This window comes from Bradyrhizobium pachyrhizi (assembly GCF_029714545.1).
GTDB lineage: Bacteria > Pseudomonadota > Alphaproteobacteria > Rhizobiales > Xanthobacteraceae > Bradyrhizobium > Bradyrhizobium pachyrhizi.
In genome coordinates, this window is record NZ_CP121667.1 from 7,743,971 (window position 1) to 7,761,178 (window position 17,208).

Below are 17,208 nucleotides of genomic sequence, written 5' to 3' on the forward strand. Positions count from 1 at the left end.
CCGCTAGGCACTCTCCTGGAGAAAATGATGAGCCCCGCCTCGCAGATCTACGCGAAGATCACAGGTCCCATTGTCATGATCGGCTTCGGCTCGATCGGCAAAGGCACGCTGCCTTTGATCGAGCGGCATCTCGACTACGACAAGTCGCGCGTCACCGTGATCGACCCCAAGGACGAGGGCCGCAAGGCGCATTGCGAGAAGCACAACGTCAAATTCATCCAGAAGGCCGTGACCAAGGACAATTATCGCGACCTGCTGAGCCCGCTGCTCACTGAAGGCGGCGGCCAGGGCTTTTGCGTCAATCTGTCGGTCGATACCGGCTCGACCGACATCATGGAGCTCTGCAACGAACTCGGCGCTCTCTATATCGACACCGTCAACGAGCCGTGGCTCGGATTCTATTTCGATTCCTCGAAGGGCCCGGAAGCGCGCTCCAATTACGCGCTTCGCGAAGTGACGCTGGCCGCCAAGAAGGCGCGCCCCGCGGGCTCGACGACGGCCGTGTCCTGCTGTGGCGCCAATCCCGGCATGGTCTCATTCTTCGTCAAGCAGGCTCTGCTCAATGTCGCCGCCGATCTGAAGCTCAATGCCCCGAAGCCGAAGACCAAGGCCGAATGGGCGGACTTGATGCGGCAGGCCGGCGTGAAGGGCATCCACATCGCCGAACGCGACACCCAGCGCTCCAAGTCGCCGAAAGAGCCTGATGTCTTCGTCAACACCTGGTCGGTGGAAGGTTTCCTGTCGGAAGGCGTGCAGCCGTCCGAACTCGGCTGGGGCACCCATGAGAAATGGATGCCCGAGAATGCGCACACCCACGAAGCCGGCTGCGGCGCCGCCATCTATCTGATGCAGCCCGGCGCCAACACGCGCGTGCGCACCTGGTGCCCGACCCGCGGCGCGCAGTATGGCTTCCTCGTCACCCACAACGAGTCGATCTCGATCGCCGATTACTTCACGGTGCGTGACGCATCGGGCACGGCGATCTATCGGCCGACCTGCCACTATGCCTATCACCCGGCCGACGACGCTGTGCTGTCGCTGCATGAAATGTTCGGCCGCGCAGCGAAGATGCAGGAAAAGCACCACATCCTCGACGAGAACGAGATCGTCGACGGCATCGACGAGCTCGGCGTGCTGCTGTTCGGCCACGACAACAATGCCTACTGGTACGGCTCGCAGCTCTCCATCGAGGAGACTCGCAAGCTCGCGCCCTATCAGAACGCCACCGGCCTGCAGGTGACCTCCGCCGTGCTCGGCGGCATGGTGTGGGCGCTGGAAAACCCGAACGAAGGCATCGTTGAGGCCGACGAGATGGACTTCGATCGTCTCTTGGAAATCCAGCTGCCGTATCTCGGCCCGGTGAAGGGTTTCTACACCGACTGGACCCCTCTGACGGATCGTCCGGGACTGTTTCCGGAAGACATCGACACCAGCGATCCCTGGCAGTTCAAGAATATTCTGGTGCGCTGACCCGAAGGGTCATCCCGGGATGCGCGCTTAGGCGCGCAGACCCGGGATCTCGAGATCGTTGCGCGAGATTCTCGGGTGCGCGAGTGCGCACCATGGTTCATCGCCGACGCGATGCCCCGGAATGACTTCGTCACCTCGCCATATAGTCGAACGCGACCGAGCCGAGGCCGAGGGTCAGGTCCGCCTTGAAATGCAGCGCCGAGACCACCTCGCGCACCGGCAGGCGGGCGACGTCGCACAGCGCGTGTGGAAACAGGCCGAGCGCGGCGGGGCCGGTCCAGGCCTCCTTCAGCGTGATGTCTTCCAGATGAAACCGCACCAGCTCGCAGATCCGCGGGCTGCCGTCGACATGCGGGATGATCTTCAGAATGAAGTTCGGCGCCGTCATCGACTTCAAGACGGTGTCGTGGTCGACCTTGCGATGCTTGTAGCCCATGGTGGCGGAGGCGCAGAGCACGGAGCCGTAATGCAGCGAGCCGACCAGCACGTCGCTCTCGACCTCGATCCTGGGCTTTGCCAGCTTCTTCGGAAATCCCCACAGCTCGCGGCCGCCGGCGATCGGGCCTTCATCGTCGAGATACATCGCGTGGGTGTAGGCGCCCTCCTCACCCCTGAAGCGAACCGGGATCACCTGCCCGGTCTCGGTGTAGTCGCCGAAGCCGGTCGAGTCCGGCATGCGGATGAACTCGTACTTCACCACCGGCTCGGCGACCTCGAGCGGCTCCGGCACCACGGCGGCGAGCGCTTCCGGGTCGGTCTTGTAGGTGATGATGAAATATTCGCGGTCGAAGAACCGGTAGGGCCCCGGCGGAAACGAGGGGTTGGTGAGCGGCATCGAATAGGCGGTGCGCCGGATATCCTCGATCTTCATGGCAGGCCCCATCTGTCGTTGGCGAGACGACGGATTATGGGGTGCGCGGGCGGTGGAGGCGAGACCGTATAATCGGCAGCGTCCGTCAAATCCGCGTCACAATGCGGGCCGCGGTGCGCTTACTTTTTCTCGATCGGCGGCGCGGTCTTCTCCGCGGGAGCGGGCGGCAGCACCGGCTTGGCGCCGGCCTTCCGTGCCTCATCGTCGGGACGCGCGGGCTGCGGCGCCGGCGTGGTCGGCCGCTCGCCGCCCGGCTTCGACTCGGCCGGCGGCGCCGTCTTCTGCGGCTCGGGCGTCGGCGTCGGTTGCAGCGGCTGGGTCGCCTGCGCGATCTCTTGCGGCGGGGCGGCATTGATCGCGTGCAGCGAAAGCACCGCGATCGCAACGCCCGCCGCCACCAGCGTCGAGGCGATCAGCATGTCGATTCGCAACCTGGTCCGATCCACAGCCATCTCGTTCACCTGCGCCTTGTCCGCGGGGTCAACGATCCCGCCACGGCATGGTTCCGAAGCGGCGCCTGCGGGAACCTCGGCTCAATCCGTGGTGCTGACCTCCCAGGTCGCGTGCCGCACGCCGGGCTGATGCTGCAGGTCGACCACCACGGCGTTCAGCTCGTTGGGCTCGACCGCGGTCGAGACCAGCGTCGCCACGATCTCGAGGAAGTCGTCACCGGCCTCGACCACGTCGACATCGGCGACCGGATAGTTCGCTGCCTCCAGCTTCTCAACCAGGCGGTCGCGCATGTCGGGCAATGCCGCGGGGATAACCGCGAGCTTGAAGTAATAGGTCGCCTCCGAGGCCTTCTCGTTCAGCGGGATGCGGTTGATGGCGTTGACCAGCGGACGCAGCAGCGTGTTGCCGGCGATCACGAACACGGTCAGCGCCGCCGCCTGCGCCACGAGGTCGGCACCGGCGCAGGAGCCGACCGCGGCCGAGGCCCACAGCGTGGCCGCGGTGTTGAGGCCGCGCACATCCATGCCCTGCTTCATGATGACGCCGGCGCCGAGGAAGCCGATCCCCGACACCACATAGGCGATCACCCGCACCGCGCCGTCGGCACCGGCCAGATGCATCGCGAGGTCGACGAAGGCGGCAGCGCCGACCGCGACCAGCACATTGGTGCGCAGACCCGCGGTGCGCTGCCGGTATTGCCGCTCGGCACCGATCAGGGTGCCGAGCACGAAGGCCGTGGTCAGGCTGACCAGCGTGTCGATGAAGTCGGCGAGCTGGAACGTGGTGAGAAATCGCATGACGCTGCGGCCCCGGCGCGAGCTTCGTCTTTTGACGCGTTTTCTTCACGCGAACCGGTACCCACTTCGCTCGAAAACGCTTCGTCTGCCGCGATCTCTTACATTTCCACGATGCCCGCGTCACCATCTTCCGTGCCGAAGGCAAGCAGCGTGCCCTTGGCATTCCATCCGAGCGCGGACACCGCCGTGCCGGCGTTCCGGCGCACCAGGATCTCGGCGCCGTCCTCGAGCCGGACCATCAGCACGGTGCCGTCGGCATAGCCGACCGCCATGATGTCGTTCTTCGGATGGCATGCGACCACGGCGACCCGCGCCGGCATCGGCGCCAGCATCGCCGGCTCCTTGCCCATCGGGCCGTCCTTGCTGGTGAACGGCCAGACGATCACGGTATCGGCGCCCGAGGTCGCGAGCCCCCTGCCGCCGACGCTCCATGACATCGAGCGGACGCGGCCGGGATAGCCGCTCATCCGCATATGCCGGTTGTCGGCGAGCCGCCAGCCATGCATCGCGGGCTCGTGCATCGCGGTGACGAGGAATTTGTTGTCCGGGCTGAACATGACGGCGAGATGCGAGCCGGCCCACTCCAGAAACTCCGGATTGGCCGCCATGTTGGGAAACCACAAGGTCACGCCGTTGTAATGCGCGATCGCGAGCCGCAGGCCCTTCGGCGCAAAAGCAAGCCCGCCGACGGTCGACGGTACCTCGAAGGTCTTCTCCTCGCCCTTGGGATTGCGCACGAACGCGGTCTTGCCCGCCGACCACGCCAGCGTGCCGTCGCCATGCAGCGCGACATTGTCGATCCAGCGCCGCTTGGCGTCGGTCGCAATGACAGCGGTCTCGCCCTTGGCGTCGATCGCGATCAGCTTGCCGTCGTCACCGCCGGTGACGAGCCGCTTGCCGTCGGAGGCGGCGCACAGGATGGCGCCGAAATGCGTCTGCGTCCGTGTGATCTCGCCGTCGGCGGTCGCGATCGCAACACCCTCCTCGGCGCCGACGAAGAACGCGCGGTCGCCGAGGAAATGCACCGAGCCCACCGCCGCGCCGAGCGGCAGCGGCTTGACGCGGTCGGTGATCGAAACGATGGAAGAAGGGGCCTCGCCCGGATCGAACTCTTTCATCACGTGGTGATGCACTGCTCGAAGCCGTCGCGGATCGCCTGCTCGGGCAGTTCGCGACCGATGAACACGACGCGGCTCTCGCGCTTCTCGCCGTCCTTCCATTTCCGCTGATGGTCGCCCTCCAGCATCATGTGGACGCCCTGAAACACGTAGCGGTCGTCATCGCCGGTGAAGGCGAGGATGCCCTTTGAGCGCAGGATCTTCTGACCCTCGGTGGCGACGAGCTGCTGCAGCCAGGGCATGAACTTGGTCGGATCGAGCGGCTTCTCGGAGCGCAGCGACAGCGATTGCATGTCCTCGTCGTGATAATGCTTCAACCCGCCATGGCCGTGGTCGTGATCATGGTGGTGGTGATTATGGTCATGGTGATGACCGTGGTCATGGTCGTGATCGTCGCCGGCCTCAAGGAAATCCGGCTCGATCTCCAGGATGCGGTCGAGATCGAACGCGCCGCGCTCCAGCACGTCGGTCAGCCCGACCTGGCAACGCTCGGTGCGGTGCAGCTTGGCATAGGGATTGATGCCGCGAATGCGGGCTTCGACCTCGGCGAGCTCGGGCTTGGAGACCAGGTCGGTTTTGTTCAGCACGATGACGTCGGCGAACGCGATCTGGTTCTTGGCTTCCGGCGCGTCCTTGAGGCGGTCGCTCAGCCATTTGGCATCGGCGACGGTCACGACCGCATCGAGCCGGGCGTTCTTCTGCACGTCCTCGTCGACGAAGAAGGTCTGCGCGACCGGCGCGGGATCGGCGAGGCCGGTGGTCTCAACGATGATAGCGTCGAACTTGCCCTTGCGCTTCATCAGGCCGTCCATGATGCGGACGAGGTCGCCGCGCACCGTGCAGCAGACGCAGCCATTGTTCATCTCGAACACTTCCTCATCGGCGCCGATGATGAGGTCGTTGTCGATGCCGATCTCGCCGAATTCGTTGACGATGACGGCGTATTTCTTGCCGTGGTTTTCCGACAGGATGCGGTTCAACAGCGTGGTCTTGCCGGCGCCGAGATAGCCCGTCAGCACGGTCACAGGAATTTTTTGCGAAGCTTCAGCCATAACAACTCCGAAGGAACTTGGGGCCGCACTCAATCCCGGCAGGGAGGCCCCTGCCCTACTCGGCGAGCGCGCTGGTCAGGGCCTTTATATTGTGCCTGACCATATCAATGTAAGTGGGTGCATCGCCCTTTTCGGCCGTCAAACCGTCCGAATACAGGGTGCCGCCGACCCGGGCGCCGGTCTCGGCCGCGATCCGCTCGATCAGGCGGGGATCGCTGATATTTTCGAGAAAAACTGCCGGAATTTTCGCAACCTTGATCTGGGCGATGATCGCGGCGATATCGCGCGCGCTAGGCTCGGAATCCGTGGACACGCTGAGCGGCGAGAAGAACGTGACGCCGTAGGCATCGGCGAAATAGCCGAAGGCGCCATGGGTCGAGATCACCTTGCGCCGCGCCTCTGGCACTTTCGCCACCGCCTCGTGCACCTCGCGGTCGAGCGCCTCGAGCTTGGCCAGATAGGCGTCGGCATTGGCCTTGAAGTTGGCTGCCTGGTCCGGGGCCGCGGCGATCAGCCCGTCGCGAATATTGACGACGTAGATCTTCGCATTGGCCACGGATTGCCAGGCATGCGGATCGTCATGGCCGCCCATCTTCCGTGGCATGATCCCCTTGGTCGCCACCGCGACCGGTGCCTTGCTGCCCGCGGCCTGCAGCAGCCGCGGCATCCAGCCCTCGAAGCCGAGGCCGTTGATGACCACGAGCTTGGCGTCGGCGACCTTCCTGGCGTCCGCCGGCGTCGGCGCGTAGACATGCGCATCGCCGTCAGGCCCGACCAGCGCCGTCACGTCGACGCTGTTGCCGCCGACATTGCGCACCATGTCGGCGAGGATCGAGAAGCTCGCGACGACATTGATGCGCTCGGCGGCGCGCGCCGGTCCGCTCGCCAGCAGCAGCGCCAGACCAATCAAACCGAACAATCGCCGCATCGTACTCACGCCTCGAGATGGCGGCCGGGAAACAGCTGCCGCACCAGGCCGCTGACATTGCCGAACAGCAGCGACATAATATAGAGCCCAGCCGCAACCAGGATGATCGCGGGGCCGGAGGGAATCCGGGTCTGGTACGACAGCACCAGTCCGGCATAGCCCGACAGCATCGCGCTCGCCACCGCGATGCAGATCATGGTGGTGATGTCGCGCGACCAGAACCGCGCAATGCCCGCGGGCAGGATCATCAGTCCGACGCCGAGCAGCGTGCCGAGCGCGTGGAAGCCGTTGACGAGGTTGACCACGACCAGCGCGAGGAAGGCGAGATGCGCCGGCGCGCCGGCCCGGCTCACGGTGCGCAGGAATACCGGATCGACGCATTCGATCACCAGCGGGCGATAGATCACCGCGAGCACCAGGAGCGTGAGGGTGGCGTTGAACGCGATCACCAGCAGCGTCTGGTCGTCCATCGCCAGGATGTTGCCGAACAGCACGTGCAGCAGGTCGATATTGGTGCCCTTGATCGAAACAATCGTAACGCCGAGCGCGAGCGAGACCAGATAGAAGGTCGCAAGCGAGGCGTCCTCCTTCAATTCGGTGGTGCGGGCGACGAGGCCGGCGAGCAGCGCCACGGCAAAGCCCGCGATCAGGCCGCCGGTCGTCATCGCGAACAGGTTGAGCCCGGAAAGCAGGAAGCCGATCGCCGCCCCCGGCAGGATCGCATGCGCCATGGCGTCGCCGACCAGGCTCATCCGCCGCAGCATCAGGAACACGCCGATCGGCGCACCGCCGAGCGACAGCGCGATCACCGCCGCCAGCGCGCGGCGCATGAACTCGAATTCGGTGAAGGGCGTGACTAGCGCGTCGGATAGCATCGGCGTCAGGCGGCCCGCGAGCGTGGATCGGCGGCGCAGGCCGCGGCGCTGTCGTCGAACGCCTCGCACATCCGCATCGCGACCATCAGATTGTCCGCAGTCAGCGCCTCGGCGGTCGGTCCCCATTCCACCGGACCGCGCGCCAGCAGCAGCGTCTCCGGGAAATTGTTGCGCACCATGTCGAGGTCGTGTAGCGCCGCCAGCACGGTGCGCCCCTCGCCGTTCCAGCGCTTCACCAGCGCCAGCAGGTCGGCGGTGGTCTTGGCATCGATGGCGTTGAACGGCTCGTCGAGCACGATCAGGCGGGCGTCCTGCAACAGCACGCGCGCGAACAGCATGCGCTGGGTCTGGCCGCCGGACAGCGTGCCGATCGGGCGGTTCTCGAAACCATTGAGCCCGACCGCGGCGAGCGCCGCCAGGATCTTCTCGCGCGCGGCCTTGCCGATGCCGCCGAAGAACCCGGTCGAGCGCCACAGCCCGGTGCCGACGAAGTCGAACACCGAGATCGGGAAGCTGCGGTCGATGTCGGCGGACTGCGGCAGATAGGCGATGTCGCGGTGATCCAGCCCGTCGAGATCGATCACGCCCGACAGCGGCTTGAGCACGCCGGCGATGCCGCGCAGCAAGGTCGACTTGCCGGCGCCGTTCGGGCCGATCACGGCGAGCAGCGCACCGGCCTCGACGGCGCCATTGAGGTGATGCACCGCCGGGTGGCGGTCATAGCCGAGCGTGACGTCGCGGAAGGTAACAAGAGCAGCCACAGGTCTCACCTCATCGCCAGCCAGACGACAGCCCACAGGCAGGCGCTGACCGCCAGTGCCGCGAGCAGTCGGGCCGGCACGGGCATGCGCAGGATCGACCAGTGCGCGGCCTGCGCCGGATGCGCGTGCGGGGCGTGGCTGTGCCCGTGGGGATGGGCGTGGCCGTGATGGTGGTCCTCGTGGGTGTGCGTATGCGCCATGGAATGACTGTTATATTATAACATAACGCGAGTCTACAAACGAGGAACTCATGGCCGACCCGCAGAACCTGCGAGATTTGAGCTGCGCCGGCAGAATGACGCCCCGGTCGACAGCTTTGCCGGAAACCTGCCTGGATGGGAACCGTTGGCTACCTGTGCCGGAGCAAAGGCGCACCCGTGCGCAGTTCTCTCCGCGTCGTCCTGGCGACGGCCGAGACAACGGCGAATCCGTGGTGCAGATTGCGAGGCCCACCTGCGCGCCTCAAATTCAGCGTCGTCCCGGCACAGGCCGGGACCCATACGCCGTGGCGCGTGTTGTTGATGGGACTTGTTGTTCCAACGGTGCGTAACAATCGGCTTTTGTGGTTATGGGTCCCGGCCTTCGCCGGGACGACACTAATTGTGCGGTGCCGCGCGTAAGGCAAACTTCAGAGGCAGCCTTTATGCGACCAGCACATAGACCAGCATGGCAGCGGTGATCGCCATCCAGACGAGCGAGAGACGGAAATACAGCAGGTCCCAATTCATGGGCGCGAGCGTACACGCCGGCGCTGACGCCAACCTTTCACCAGGTTAAGGCATTGCGGATTTATTAACTAAGCACGCCAGCGACATGGATCGGTGGTTGGCACGCCGGAAGACACAGCTCCGGCCCTCAGTTTATGAACATGGCAATCGCCACGAGGATGACCGGGCTTAGCCCCATCAGCACGACAAACACGCTGTAAAGTAGGTTGCCCATAACGCCGCCCTACGTTGGACGGGGAAGCTATGCCGGGAGGAACTCGGCAAGCCAGTGCAGTTTGTGCCAGCGGTGTTCGAGCTTTGGGAATTACCGAGTTATCTCAGGGGCCTAGCTGGACACCCCCGTAACACTACGGGGGCGACACAGCTCAGGCAGAGAAAAGGGCGACGAGCGCCACCACCGCCAAAGCGGTAGCGACGCACCCTGCGATCATGACCCAGTCCTGACGCTTCGCCATGCCGGACACGCTCACCCGGCCAGCGCAGGTCGCGTTGACCTAGGTCAACCGGCCAAAATCATTCATCGCCCGTCGAGGCATCACGCAACGCAGCGCCCTCACGCCTCGCGCGCGTAACTCTTCAACCTTGCCTCGAGCACCGCGATCACCTGGTCGCGGACCGGATCGCGGGAGCCTTTCAGCCAGGCGGCGGCGAGCGGCAGGCGGCCGGCGCTGCTCCCACGCTTCAGGCGGAGCGGCACAAAGCGGACGCCGGGGATCGCCATCCGCGCGGTCCAGCGCGGCACGATGGCAACGCCAAGCCGCGCTGCGACCATGTTGACGATGGTCTGCTTCTCGTCGGCGATCTCCTGGATGCGCGGCGTCAGCCCGGCCTCGTCGAACAGTTTTGTCGTCAGATCGTGGCTGTGCGGCCGCGAGCGGCGCTCCGGCACGATCAGGGGCTGATCCGCGATGTCGGGCAGCACGATCTGCTTGCGCCGCGCCAGCGCATGCTTGTGCGACAGCGCCACCACGGCGGTCTCCTGCAGCAGCGGGACAAACTCGATGCGGCGGTCGGGCCGCTCCGGCGGGCGCACGAAGGCGAGGTCGAGCGCGCCCGACAATAGCTTCGGCAGCAGCCGGATGGTCTTCTCCTCGAGCAGCTGCACCGCGACGTCGGGATGGGCGGCGCGGACGTCGCGCAGCAGCGGCGGCAGCAGGCCGGCCGCCGCGCTGTCGATCGCGCCGATCCGGAAGCGCCGCGCCTGTGGCTTGCGCAGCCGGCGGCGAAAGCCGTTCTCGATCGCCTCGGCGCGGCCGAGCAGCGCGCGGCCCTCGCGCAGCAGCACGGAGCCGTCCTCGGTCAACGACACCGCGCGCGTGGTGCGCGCGAACAGCCGGACCCCGAGATCCTCCTCCAGCAGCTTGATGTGGCGGCCGAGCGCCGACGGCATCATCTGCAGGCGCTGCGCCGCGCGGCCGAAATGCAGTTCCTCGGCAGCCGCGACGAAGCAGCGAAGCTGGTGCAGTTCCAAGACGTAGGGGTTCCTTTCACCCGCCGTCATTGCGAGGAGCGAAGCGACGAAGCAATCCATCGTTCCACATACGCGGTTGCAATGGATCGCTTCGCGGAGCCTGTCATCCGGCGGCGCTTCGCGCCGACCGGGTGGCTCGCAATGACGGCGCCGGGATTATATCATTTTTTTGTATAAACCGGCGCGGATTGAAGCGAAAGGGCGCGACCTTCTAGGCTTCCCGATGGCGCGCGACAGGCGCCGTCCCAACAAACAAGACGAACCCGGGGAAGAAGCCCATGGAAAGCCAGCTTGGCGCGCGCGTATTGCGCAAGATCTCACTGCGCATCGTGCCGTTCATCATGCTGCTGTACTTCGTGGCGTTCATCGACCGCGTCAATATCGGCTTCGCCTCGCTGACCATGAACAAGGACATCGGCCTGTCGCCGACCGTCTATGGCTTCGGCGCCGGTATCTTCTTCTGGGGCTACTTCCTGTTCGAAGTGCCCTCCAACATCATCCTGCACAAGATCGGCGCGCGGATCTGGATCGCGCGGGTGATGATCACCTGGGGCCTGGTCTCGGCGGCGATGGCGCTGGTGCAGGGCGCGACCAGCTTCTACGTGCTGCGCTTCCTGCTCGGCGCCGCCGAAGCCGGCTTCTTCCCCGGCATCATCCTCTATCTCTCCTACTGGTTCCCGGCGCGGCAGCGCGCCGCCGTCACCGCGCTGTTCATGGCCGCGGCGCCGCTCTCGACCGTGCTCGGCTCGCCGCTCTCGGGTGCGCTGCTGGAGATGGACGGAATGCTCGGCTTCAAGGGCTGGCAATGGCTGTTCGTGCTGGAGGCCGTGCCCGCTGTGCTGCTCGGCTTCGTCGTGCTGGGCTTCCTGACCGACCGGCCGGAGCAGGCCGGATGGCTTGCCGACGACGAGCGCGCCTGGCTGGTCAAGACCATGAAGGCCGAGAACGACGGCAAGGCCACGACCGCAAGCCACAGCATCTGGCGCGGCCTCGCCGACCCGCGGGTGCTGGCGCTGGCGCTGGTCTATTTCGGCACCTCGGCCGGGCTCTACACACTTGGGGTGTGGGCGCCGCAGATCATCAAGGCGTTCGGCCTGTCGTCGATCCAGGTCGGCTTCCTCAACGCGGTACCGGCGACCATTGCCGTCATCGCGATGGTGCTATGGGCGCGGCATTCCGACCGCACCGGCGAGCGCACCTGGCACGTGGTGCTGGCCTGCCTGATGGCCGCGGCGGGACTTGCGCTTGCCGGGCTGTGGACCGGCCTTGCCGCCGTGATCGCGGCGCTGACGCTGGTCAATATCGGTATCTCCTCGTCGAAGCCGCCGCTATGGAGCATGCCGACCATGTTCCTGTCCGGCTCGGCCGCCGCGGCCGGAATCGCCACCATCAACTCGATCGGCAATCTCGGCGGCTTCGTCGGGCCGGCGATGATCGGCTTCATCAAGGAACGCACCGGCAGTTTCGACGGCGGTCTTTATTTCGTCGCCGGCCTCCTGGTGCTCTCGGCCGCGCTCACGCTGCTGCTGTCGCGTGCGCAGAGCGCGCCCGCGCAATCCGAACCGCAACCCAATCCCGTGCGAACTCACTAATGATCCGGAGACAACCCATGCGTACCCATTCCATCGCCGCCATTCCCGCCGACGGCATCGGCCCCGAAGTGATCTCCGCGGGCGTCCGCGTGCTGGAGGCTCTTGCAAAACGCAGCGGCGACATCGGCTTCAACGTCAAAACCTTCGACTGGGGCTCGGACTATTACAAGAAGCACGGCGTGATGATGCCGGCCGACGGCCTCGCGGAGCTGAAGAAATTCGACGCGATCTATTTCGGTGCGGTCGGCGCGCCCGACGTGCCCGACCACATCACGCTATGGGGTCTGCGGCTACCGATCTGTCAGGGCTTTGACCAGTACGCCAATGTGCGGCCGACCAAGATCCTGCCCGGCGTCGCCTCGCCGCTGCGCAATGTCGGCGTCGGCGATCTCGACTGGGTGATCGTGCGCGAGAATTCCGAAGGCGAATATGCCGGCATGGGCGGCCGCGCGCACAAGGGCCTGCCGGAAGAGGTCGGCACCGAAGTCGCTGTCTTCACCCGGGTCGGCGTGACGCGGATCATGCGCTATGCGTTCCAGCTGGCACAGTCGCGGCCGCGCAAATTCCTCACCGTGGTGACCAAGTCGAACGCACAACGCCACGGCATGGTGATGTGGGACGAGATCGCCGCCGAGGTGGCGAGGGACTTCCCCGACGTCACCTGGGACAAGATGCTGGTCGACGCCATGACGGTGCGGATGACGCTCAACCCGAAGAGCCTCGACACCATCGTCGCGACCAATCTGCACGCCGACATCCTCTCCGACCTCGCCGGCGCGCTGGCCGGCAGCCTCGGCGTGGCGCCGACCGGCAACATCGACCCGCAGCGCCGCTACCCCTCGATGTTCGAGCCGATCCACGGCTCGGCCTTCGACATCACCGGCAAGGGCATCGCCAACCCGGTCGCGACGTTCTGGACCGGTGCGCAGATGCTGGAGCATCTCGGCGAGAAGGACGCCGCTGCGCGCCTGATGGCCGCGGTCGAGAAGGTGTGCGCGGCCGGCGTGCTGACGCCCGACGTCGGCGGCAAGGCGACGACCAGGGAAGTGACCGACGCGGTGATCGACGCGATCCATGGATCGAATGTGTAGGGTGCGTTAGCTTTCCGCGAACTCCGTCCGCCTCTCCCGCTTGCGGCGGATGGGGGCTCTCTCCACAGCGTGACTCGCGGAGAGAGCCCCACCCCAACCCTCCCCCGCACGCGAGAGAGGAAGCCTGAGCAGAGTGCTCACCTCACGAAGGACCTGGTGCACCTGCTTCCGATACCCGCAACCGGGGAACAAACCGTGCTACCCGATCTGACCAGACGAAGCTTCGTGACCGCTGGAGGAATGTCGATCATGGCCGCGATGACGGGGATACAGCCGGCAGGCGCCGCGACATGGCGCAATGAGATCCGCGCCATCACGTTCGACGTCCAGGGGACCTGCGTCGACTTCTATCAGCCGATCCTGCGTGCGGGGCAGGCCGTCAACGCCGCGAAGGGGCTCGCGCTCGACTGGGCCAAGCTCTCGAGCGAATGGCGCGATCTTTATCGTGCCGCGCTCGACGAAGTGATCGGGGGCAAGCGCCCGTGGATTCGGGTCGACCGCATCTATCGCGAGGCGCTGGATGTGCTGCTGGATCGCCACGGTCTCTCGGAGGCCTTGTCGAGGGACGAGCGCGACGAATTGAACACGGTGTGGACCAAGCTCGACGCATGGCCCGACAGCGTCGAAGGACTTGGGCGTCTGCGCGGTCGGTTCGTGACCTCGACATTGTCGAATGCCGGCATGGCCGCGGTGGTGGCGGTGGTCAAGCACGCCAAATTGCCCTTCGACGCCGTGCTGACCGCAGAGCTTGCACGCAGCTACAAGCCGTCACCCGCGGTGTATCAACTCGCCGTCGACTACCTCGGCTATCCCGCCGACAAGATCCTGATGGTCGCCTGCCACAAATACGACCTGAAGGCGGCCCGCGCCTTTGGCATGCGCACGGCGTTCATCGCCCGTCCGCTCGAGTTCGGGCCGGCGGCGAAACTCGACGTGGCGCCGGAATCCTGGATCGACCTCCACGCGGACAGTTTTGCGCAACTCGCCGATATGCTCGTGCCGGCGTAGCGACGCAAGGGGCGACCCGGTCGGTGTGCTCACCTCACGAAAGCGTGCCCGCCTCCGCGCAATTGGTCAGCCGCGCAGGCACGCCGACGGCGGTGCAGCCGGCGGGCACATCCGTCGTCACCAGCGCGCCGGCGCCGATCCTGGCGAAATCGCCGATCGAGAGATGTCCGATCACGGTGGCGCCGGCGCTGAGCAGCACGCCGCGGCCGATCTTTGGCGCGCGGCGCGGATCATCCTGATGCCGCGCGATGGTGACGTTCTGCAAAATCGTGACCTCGTCGCCGACCGAGGCCAGCGCGCCAATGATGATGCTGGTGCCGTGATCGAGGAAAACCGCGGTTCCGATCCGGGCCGACGGGTGAATGCTGATCTGCAACTGGTCTGCCGCCGCGCTTTGCATCATCAGCGCAAGGTCGGGGCGGTCCTCGCGCCACAGCCAATTCGACACCCGCCAGGCCTGCAGCGCGACAAAGCCCTTGAAGTTGAGCAGCGGCGGCAGGAAGCCCGTGATCGCGGGATCACGGCGCACGATGGCCGTGAGGTCGGTGGCCGCGGCATCGACCAGCACGGGCTCGGCCGCATAGGCTTCGCGGGCGGTCCGCGCGAACTGCGCGCGATCCTCTTCCGCGCGGCTGATATGCCGACCGATCAAAAAAGCGAGCACACCGCCGAGGTCGCCCTGATCTAGGATGAAGGCGGCCGACGCCTCGAGGAACGGATCGGCCGCGATCGCCGCCTCCGCCTCGCGCCGGATCGCAAGCCAGAGCTCGCCGGCCGTCACTGTCGCTGATCCCGCCATGGTCTTCACCTCATCGTCCGGATCCCAAACGATAGAGTGGGCGTCACCATCCCAAAATGCAAACCGCCCGCTTGCTCATCGCAAACGGGCGGCTCAGGGCCATCAGGTTCTATGGGGGCACATCGCCTGAAGGCTAGCTATTGCCTCGCGCGATCAGCCCTGCGGCGGCTGGTCGTTCGGCGGGGTCGGACGGGTCTTGTGCTGCGCCATGAAGGCGTCGAACTCTTCCTTGTCCTTGGCGTGGCGCAGGCGATCGAGGAAGTTCTTGAACTCGACCTGCTCCTCCTCGAGACGGCGCAGCGTATCCTGGCGGTACTCGTCGAAGGCGCGGTTGCCGCTGGAGGGCGGACCGAAGCCGCCGAACGGGAAGCCGCGGCGCTCCATGCGGCTCTTCATCCGCTCCATCTTGTCCTGCATCCGCTCCATCTTGTTCTGCCAGCGATCCATGTCGTTGTGACTCCAACAGGCCATTTTTCTGCTCCCGAGTGTGAAAAAGAGAAGGGCGAGGCCGATCGGCCACCAGATCATGAAGCCGAGGATGATCCCGGCGATCTTCAGGGGATGCCACGGCGTCGCGTAGAAGTAGGGACGGTAGGGCTCTTCGACGGGGCCGCGCCAGCGATTGACATCAGCGGTGTAGGCCATTTCCTTCTCCATCACGGCATCACGCCGTTGTGAATGTAAATAACATTTACATAGGTAGCCGATCCCTTGGGAAAGTCAAGCAGCGCGGGTGACGCACCCCTCGGATTATTTTTGGCTTGGCCGTTGAACCTTATTTCGGCTTGCCCCACGGACCGGCCGGCTTGTCGTCGGCGGCCGCGGTTCCAGGCCGGCGGTCGGTCGGGAAGCCGAGGCCGCGCAGATAGATCAGCACTTCGGCCTCAAGCAGATCCTCCGGCGACATCGGCAGCTTGCGCCGCGCGGCATCGCCACGGCCGAACAGCGAAGCGACGCCGTGCGACATCGCCCAGATGTGCAGCGCCATCATCATCGCCGGCGGACGCGGCATGCCGGGCGGCGCCAGTGCCGCGAGCCGTTCGGCTGCGGCGCGGATGATCGCGAAGGCGCGCTCGCTTGCGGCCATCAGGGTCGGATTGGAATCGACCGGCAGGCCGGATTCGAACATCGCCGAATAGAATGCGGGCTCCTCGCGGGCGAAGGCGAGATAGGCCTTGCCGACCCGCTCGAACGCCGTGACGGTGTCGGGGCGGCCGTCGTCCCAGGCTTGCGTCAGCAGCGATTCGAACTGCTCGAAGCCGCGCTGCGCGATGCTGGCGATCAGCTCGTCACGGTCGCGGAAGTGGCGGTACGGCGCGGCTGGGCTGACGCCGGCCATCCGCGCCGCGTCGGCGAAGGTGAAGCCGGCCGGCCCCTTCTTCGAGATCAGGTCGAGCGCGGCCTGCAGCAACGCCTCTTTGAGATTGCCGTGATGATAGCCGCGCTCGGCGCGGCCTTGGTCCTTGCGCCAGCTCATGTGAACGGCTTTTACATGAGCCGGCGGTAAAGGTCACTAGCGGGGCGGCGGCGCGTCAATCAAGATTAACGGACCGCTTCGGTGATTACCGCCGCCGAGCATCGATGGCGGCCCGAGAGAAACTGCGCTCTCTCTCCCGCGCGTGGGGGTCCGAAGTGAGTGAGGCTCGAGGTTGGGCTGGGGGCTCTCTCCGCGAGTCGCATCGTGGAAAGAGCCCCCCGCCGCGCTCTTCGAGCGCAGCGACCTCCCCCGCAAGCGGCAGAGGTTCAGGGAGCCTGCGGCCCGCCTTAGCGCCCCGGGATCGGCAGCACCGGCATGATCTCGACGGCTTCGCCGGGGAAGATCGAAAAATGCGGGTGGCTCTCGAACAGCTTTGCCGCTGCTTCATGCGAGGGCGCGCGCACCACGGTGAAGCCGGTCATCAGATTGGCGATGTCGGTGACGCCGCCCTGCCCGACCTTCTTGGTCTTGCCGAGCGGTCCGCCCATCTCGACGATCACGTCATGGTGCTTTTCGACCCAGGCGCCCCAGGCCGCCATGCCCTGCTGCTCCTTGGCGCGGCGTTCGGCCTCGGGCAGCGCGTTCCAGGCTTCCATCCGCGAGCCGCTCTTGCCGCCGCCGAGATAGACGGCGAGGAAAGTGTTGGTGCTCATGTTGCGTCTCCGTTGTGGTCGTTGCTGGTGGACGATAGTTCGGTAATGCGATGACGCTTTGAAG

General features: G+C 65.7%; 18 protein-coding genes. 4 read left to right on the forward strand and 14 right to left on the reverse strand.

Annotated features, from left to right (window positions below; genetic code table 11):
- Positions 1 to 27 precede the first annotated feature (27 nt).
- Positions 28 to 1,470 (forward strand): homospermidine synthase, encoded by a 1,443-nt coding sequence (locus tag QA639_RS36585; protein WP_028341360.1) that lies wholly within the window; start codon positions 28 to 30, stop codon positions 1,468 to 1,470.
- Positions 1,471 to 1,600: 130 nt separating this feature from the next.
- Here QA639_RS36585 and QA639_RS36590 read toward each other — a convergent pair whose 3' ends face one another.
- From QA639_RS36590 to QA639_RS36635, 10 genes are all read right to left on the reverse strand, one after another.
- Positions 1,601 to 2,341 (reverse strand): acetoacetate decarboxylase, encoded by a 741-nt coding sequence (locus tag QA639_RS36590; protein ID WP_028332858.1) that lies wholly within the window; start codon positions 2,339 to 2,341, stop codon positions 1,601 to 1,603.
- 119 nt (positions 2,342 to 2,460) lie between these two features.
- Positions 2,461 to 2,793: a hypothetical protein gene (locus QA639_RS36595; protein WP_028332857.1), complete on the reverse strand. Its 333-nt coding sequence runs from the start codon at positions 2,791 to 2,793 to the stop codon at positions 2,461 to 2,463.
- 81 nt (positions 2,794 to 2,874) lie between these two features.
- Positions 2,875 to 3,591, reverse strand: a complete 717-nt coding sequence (locus QA639_RS36600) for an MgtC/SapB family protein (RefSeq protein WP_283088577.1) — start codon at positions 3,589 to 3,591, stop codon at positions 2,875 to 2,877.
- A gap of 98 nt (positions 3,592 to 3,689) precedes the next feature.
- Positions 3,690 to 4,709 carry a WD40 repeat domain-containing protein gene (locus QA639_RS36605; RefSeq protein ID WP_028332856.1) on the reverse strand — a complete coding sequence of 340 codons (1,020 nt, stop codon included), beginning with the start codon at positions 4,707 to 4,709 and terminating at the stop codon, positions 3,690 to 3,692.
- Positions 4,709 to 5,761: a CobW family GTP-binding protein gene (locus QA639_RS36610; protein ID WP_028332855.1), complete on the reverse strand. Its 1,053-nt coding sequence runs from the start codon at positions 5,759 to 5,761 to the stop codon at positions 4,709 to 4,711. The genes QA639_RS36605 and QA639_RS36610 overlap by 1 nt, the downstream gene beginning before the upstream one ends.
- 55 nt (positions 5,762 to 5,816) lie before the next feature.
- Positions 5,817 to 6,689, reverse strand: coding sequence for a metal ABC transporter substrate-binding protein (locus tag QA639_RS36615; RefSeq protein WP_028332854.1), 873 nt, complete (start codon positions 6,687 to 6,689; stop codon positions 5,817 to 5,819).
- A gap of 5 nt (positions 6,690 to 6,694) precedes the next feature.
- On the reverse strand, positions 6,695 to 7,564 hold the full coding sequence (locus QA639_RS36620; protein WP_028332853.1) for a metal ABC transporter permease: 870 nt from the start codon (positions 7,562 to 7,564) through the stop codon (positions 6,695 to 6,697).
- Positions 7,565 to 7,569: 5 nt separating this feature from the next.
- Positions 7,570 to 8,325 carry a metal ABC transporter ATP-binding protein gene (locus QA639_RS36625; protein WP_028332852.1) on the reverse strand — a complete coding sequence of 252 codons (756 nt, stop codon included), beginning with the start codon at positions 8,323 to 8,325 and terminating at the stop codon, positions 7,570 to 7,572.
- A 5-nt stretch (positions 8,326 to 8,330) separates the two neighbouring features.
- Positions 8,331 to 8,525 (reverse strand): hypothetical protein, encoded by a 195-nt coding sequence (locus QA639_RS36630; RefSeq protein ID WP_157347846.1) that lies wholly within the window; start codon positions 8,523 to 8,525, stop codon positions 8,331 to 8,333.
- A gap of 1,081 nt (positions 8,526 to 9,606) precedes the next feature.
- The gene (locus tag QA639_RS36635; RefSeq protein ID WP_283088578.1) at positions 9,607 to 10,524 is read right to left on the reverse strand and encodes a LysR family transcriptional regulator; all 918 of its coding nucleotides are present in this window, start codon (positions 10,522 to 10,524) and stop codon (positions 9,607 to 9,609) included.
- A 278-nt stretch (positions 10,525 to 10,802) separates the two neighbouring features.
- Between QA639_RS36635 and QA639_RS36640 the strand changes: the two genes are divergently transcribed.
- From QA639_RS36640 to QA639_RS36650, 3 genes are all read left to right on the forward strand, one after another.
- Positions 10,803 to 12,116, forward strand: a complete 1,314-nt coding sequence (locus QA639_RS36640) for an MFS transporter (RefSeq protein WP_028332849.1) — start codon at positions 10,803 to 10,805, stop codon at positions 12,114 to 12,116.
- A 17-nt stretch (positions 12,117 to 12,133) separates the two neighbouring features.
- Entirely contained in the window at positions 12,134 to 13,207 is a 1,074-nt protein-coding gene (locus QA639_RS36645; protein ID WP_283088579.1) for a tartrate dehydrogenase, read from the forward strand.
- A gap of 249 nt (positions 13,208 to 13,456) precedes the next feature.
- Positions 13,457 to 14,215 (forward strand): haloacid dehalogenase type II, encoded by a 759-nt coding sequence (locus QA639_RS36650; RefSeq protein ID WP_244978750.1) that lies wholly within the window; start codon positions 13,457 to 13,459, stop codon positions 14,213 to 14,215.
- Positions 14,216 to 14,249: 34 nt separating this feature from the next.
- Here the strand turns inward: QA639_RS36650 and QA639_RS36655 are convergent, their stop codons facing one another.
- The 4 genes from QA639_RS36655 to QA639_RS36670 all read right to left on the reverse strand — a co-directional run bounded on the left by QA639_RS36655 (position 14,250) and on the right by QA639_RS36670 (position 17,144).
- Entirely contained in the window at positions 14,250 to 15,014 is a 765-nt protein-coding gene (locus QA639_RS36655; protein WP_283088580.1) for a serine acetyltransferase domain-containing protein, read from the reverse strand.
- A 153-nt stretch (positions 15,015 to 15,167) separates the two neighbouring features.
- Complete coding sequence (locus QA639_RS36660) at positions 15,168 to 15,659, reverse strand: DUF2852 domain-containing protein (RefSeq protein WP_157347849.1); 492 nt, start codon at positions 15,657 to 15,659, stop codon at positions 15,168 to 15,170.
- Positions 15,660 to 15,789: 130 nt separating this feature from the next.
- Positions 15,790 to 16,491 carry a TetR/AcrR family transcriptional regulator gene (locus QA639_RS36665; protein ID WP_092087570.1) on the reverse strand — a complete coding sequence of 234 codons (702 nt, stop codon included), beginning with the start codon at positions 16,489 to 16,491 and terminating at the stop codon, positions 15,790 to 15,792.
- Between the two features lie 287 nt (positions 16,492 to 16,778).
- On the reverse strand, positions 16,779 to 17,144 hold the full coding sequence (locus QA639_RS36670; RefSeq protein WP_157347850.1) for a YciI family protein: 366 nt from the start codon (positions 17,142 to 17,144) through the stop codon (positions 16,779 to 16,781).
- Positions 17,145 to 17,208 lie beyond the last annotated feature (64 nt).

What these genes read in the sequence shown, in the direction of transcription:
- QA639_RS36585 (WP_028341360.1), top strand. Translation starts at nt 28, where the DNA reads ATGAGCCCCGCCTCGCAGATCTACGCGAAGATCACAGGTCCCATTGTC.
- QA639_RS36590 (WP_028332858.1), bottom strand. Translation starts at nt 2,341, where the DNA reads ATGAAGATCGAGGATATCCGGCGCACCGCCTATTCGATGCCGCTCACC.
- QA639_RS36595 (WP_028332857.1), bottom strand. Translation starts at nt 2,793, where the DNA reads ATGGCTGTGGATCGGACCAGGTTGCGAATCGACATGCTGATCGCCTCG.
- QA639_RS36600 (WP_283088577.1), bottom strand. Translation starts at nt 3,591, where the DNA reads ATGCGATTTCTCACCACGTTCCAGCTCGCCGACTTCATCGACACGCTG.
- QA639_RS36605 (WP_028332856.1), bottom strand. Translation starts at nt 4,709, where the DNA reads ATGAAAGAGTTCGATCCGGGCGAGGCCCCTTCTTCCATCGTTTCGATC.
- QA639_RS36610 (WP_028332855.1), bottom strand. Translation starts at nt 5,761, where the DNA reads ATGGCTGAAGCTTCGCAAAAAATTCCTGTGACCGTGCTGACGGGCTAT.
- QA639_RS36615 (WP_028332854.1), bottom strand. Translation starts at nt 6,689, where the DNA reads ATGCGGCGATTGTTCGGTTTGATTGGTCTGGCGCTGCTGCTGGCGAGC.
- QA639_RS36620 (WP_028332853.1), bottom strand. Translation starts at nt 7,564, where the DNA reads ATGCTATCCGACGCGCTAGTCACGCCCTTCACCGAATTCGAGTTCATG.
- QA639_RS36630 (WP_157347846.1), bottom strand. Translation starts at nt 8,525, where the DNA reads ATGGCGCATACGCACACCCACGAGGACCACCATCACGGCCACGCCCAT.
- QA639_RS36640 (WP_028332849.1), top strand. Translation starts at nt 10,803, where the DNA reads ATGGAAAGCCAGCTTGGCGCGCGCGTATTGCGCAAGATCTCACTGCGC.
- QA639_RS36645 (WP_283088579.1), top strand. Translation starts at nt 12,134, where the DNA reads ATGCGTACCCATTCCATCGCCGCCATTCCCGCCGACGGCATCGGCCCC.
- QA639_RS36650 (WP_244978750.1), top strand. Translation starts at nt 13,457, where the DNA reads ATGGCCGCGATGACGGGGATACAGCCGGCAGGCGCCGCGACATGGCGC.
- QA639_RS36655 (WP_283088580.1), bottom strand. Translation starts at nt 15,014, where the DNA reads ATGGCGGGATCAGCGACAGTGACGGCCGGCGAGCTCTGGCTTGCGATC.
- QA639_RS36660 (WP_157347849.1), bottom strand. Translation starts at nt 15,659, where the DNA reads ATGGCCTACACCGCTGATGTCAATCGCTGGCGCGGCCCCGTCGAAGAG.
- QA639_RS36665 (WP_092087570.1), bottom strand. Translation starts at nt 16,491, where the DNA reads ATGAGCTGGCGCAAGGACCAAGGCCGCGCCGAGCGCGGCTATCATCAC.
- QA639_RS36670 (WP_157347850.1), bottom strand. Translation starts at nt 17,144, where the DNA reads ATGAGCACCAACACTTTCCTCGCCGTCTATCTCGGCGGCGGCAAGAGC.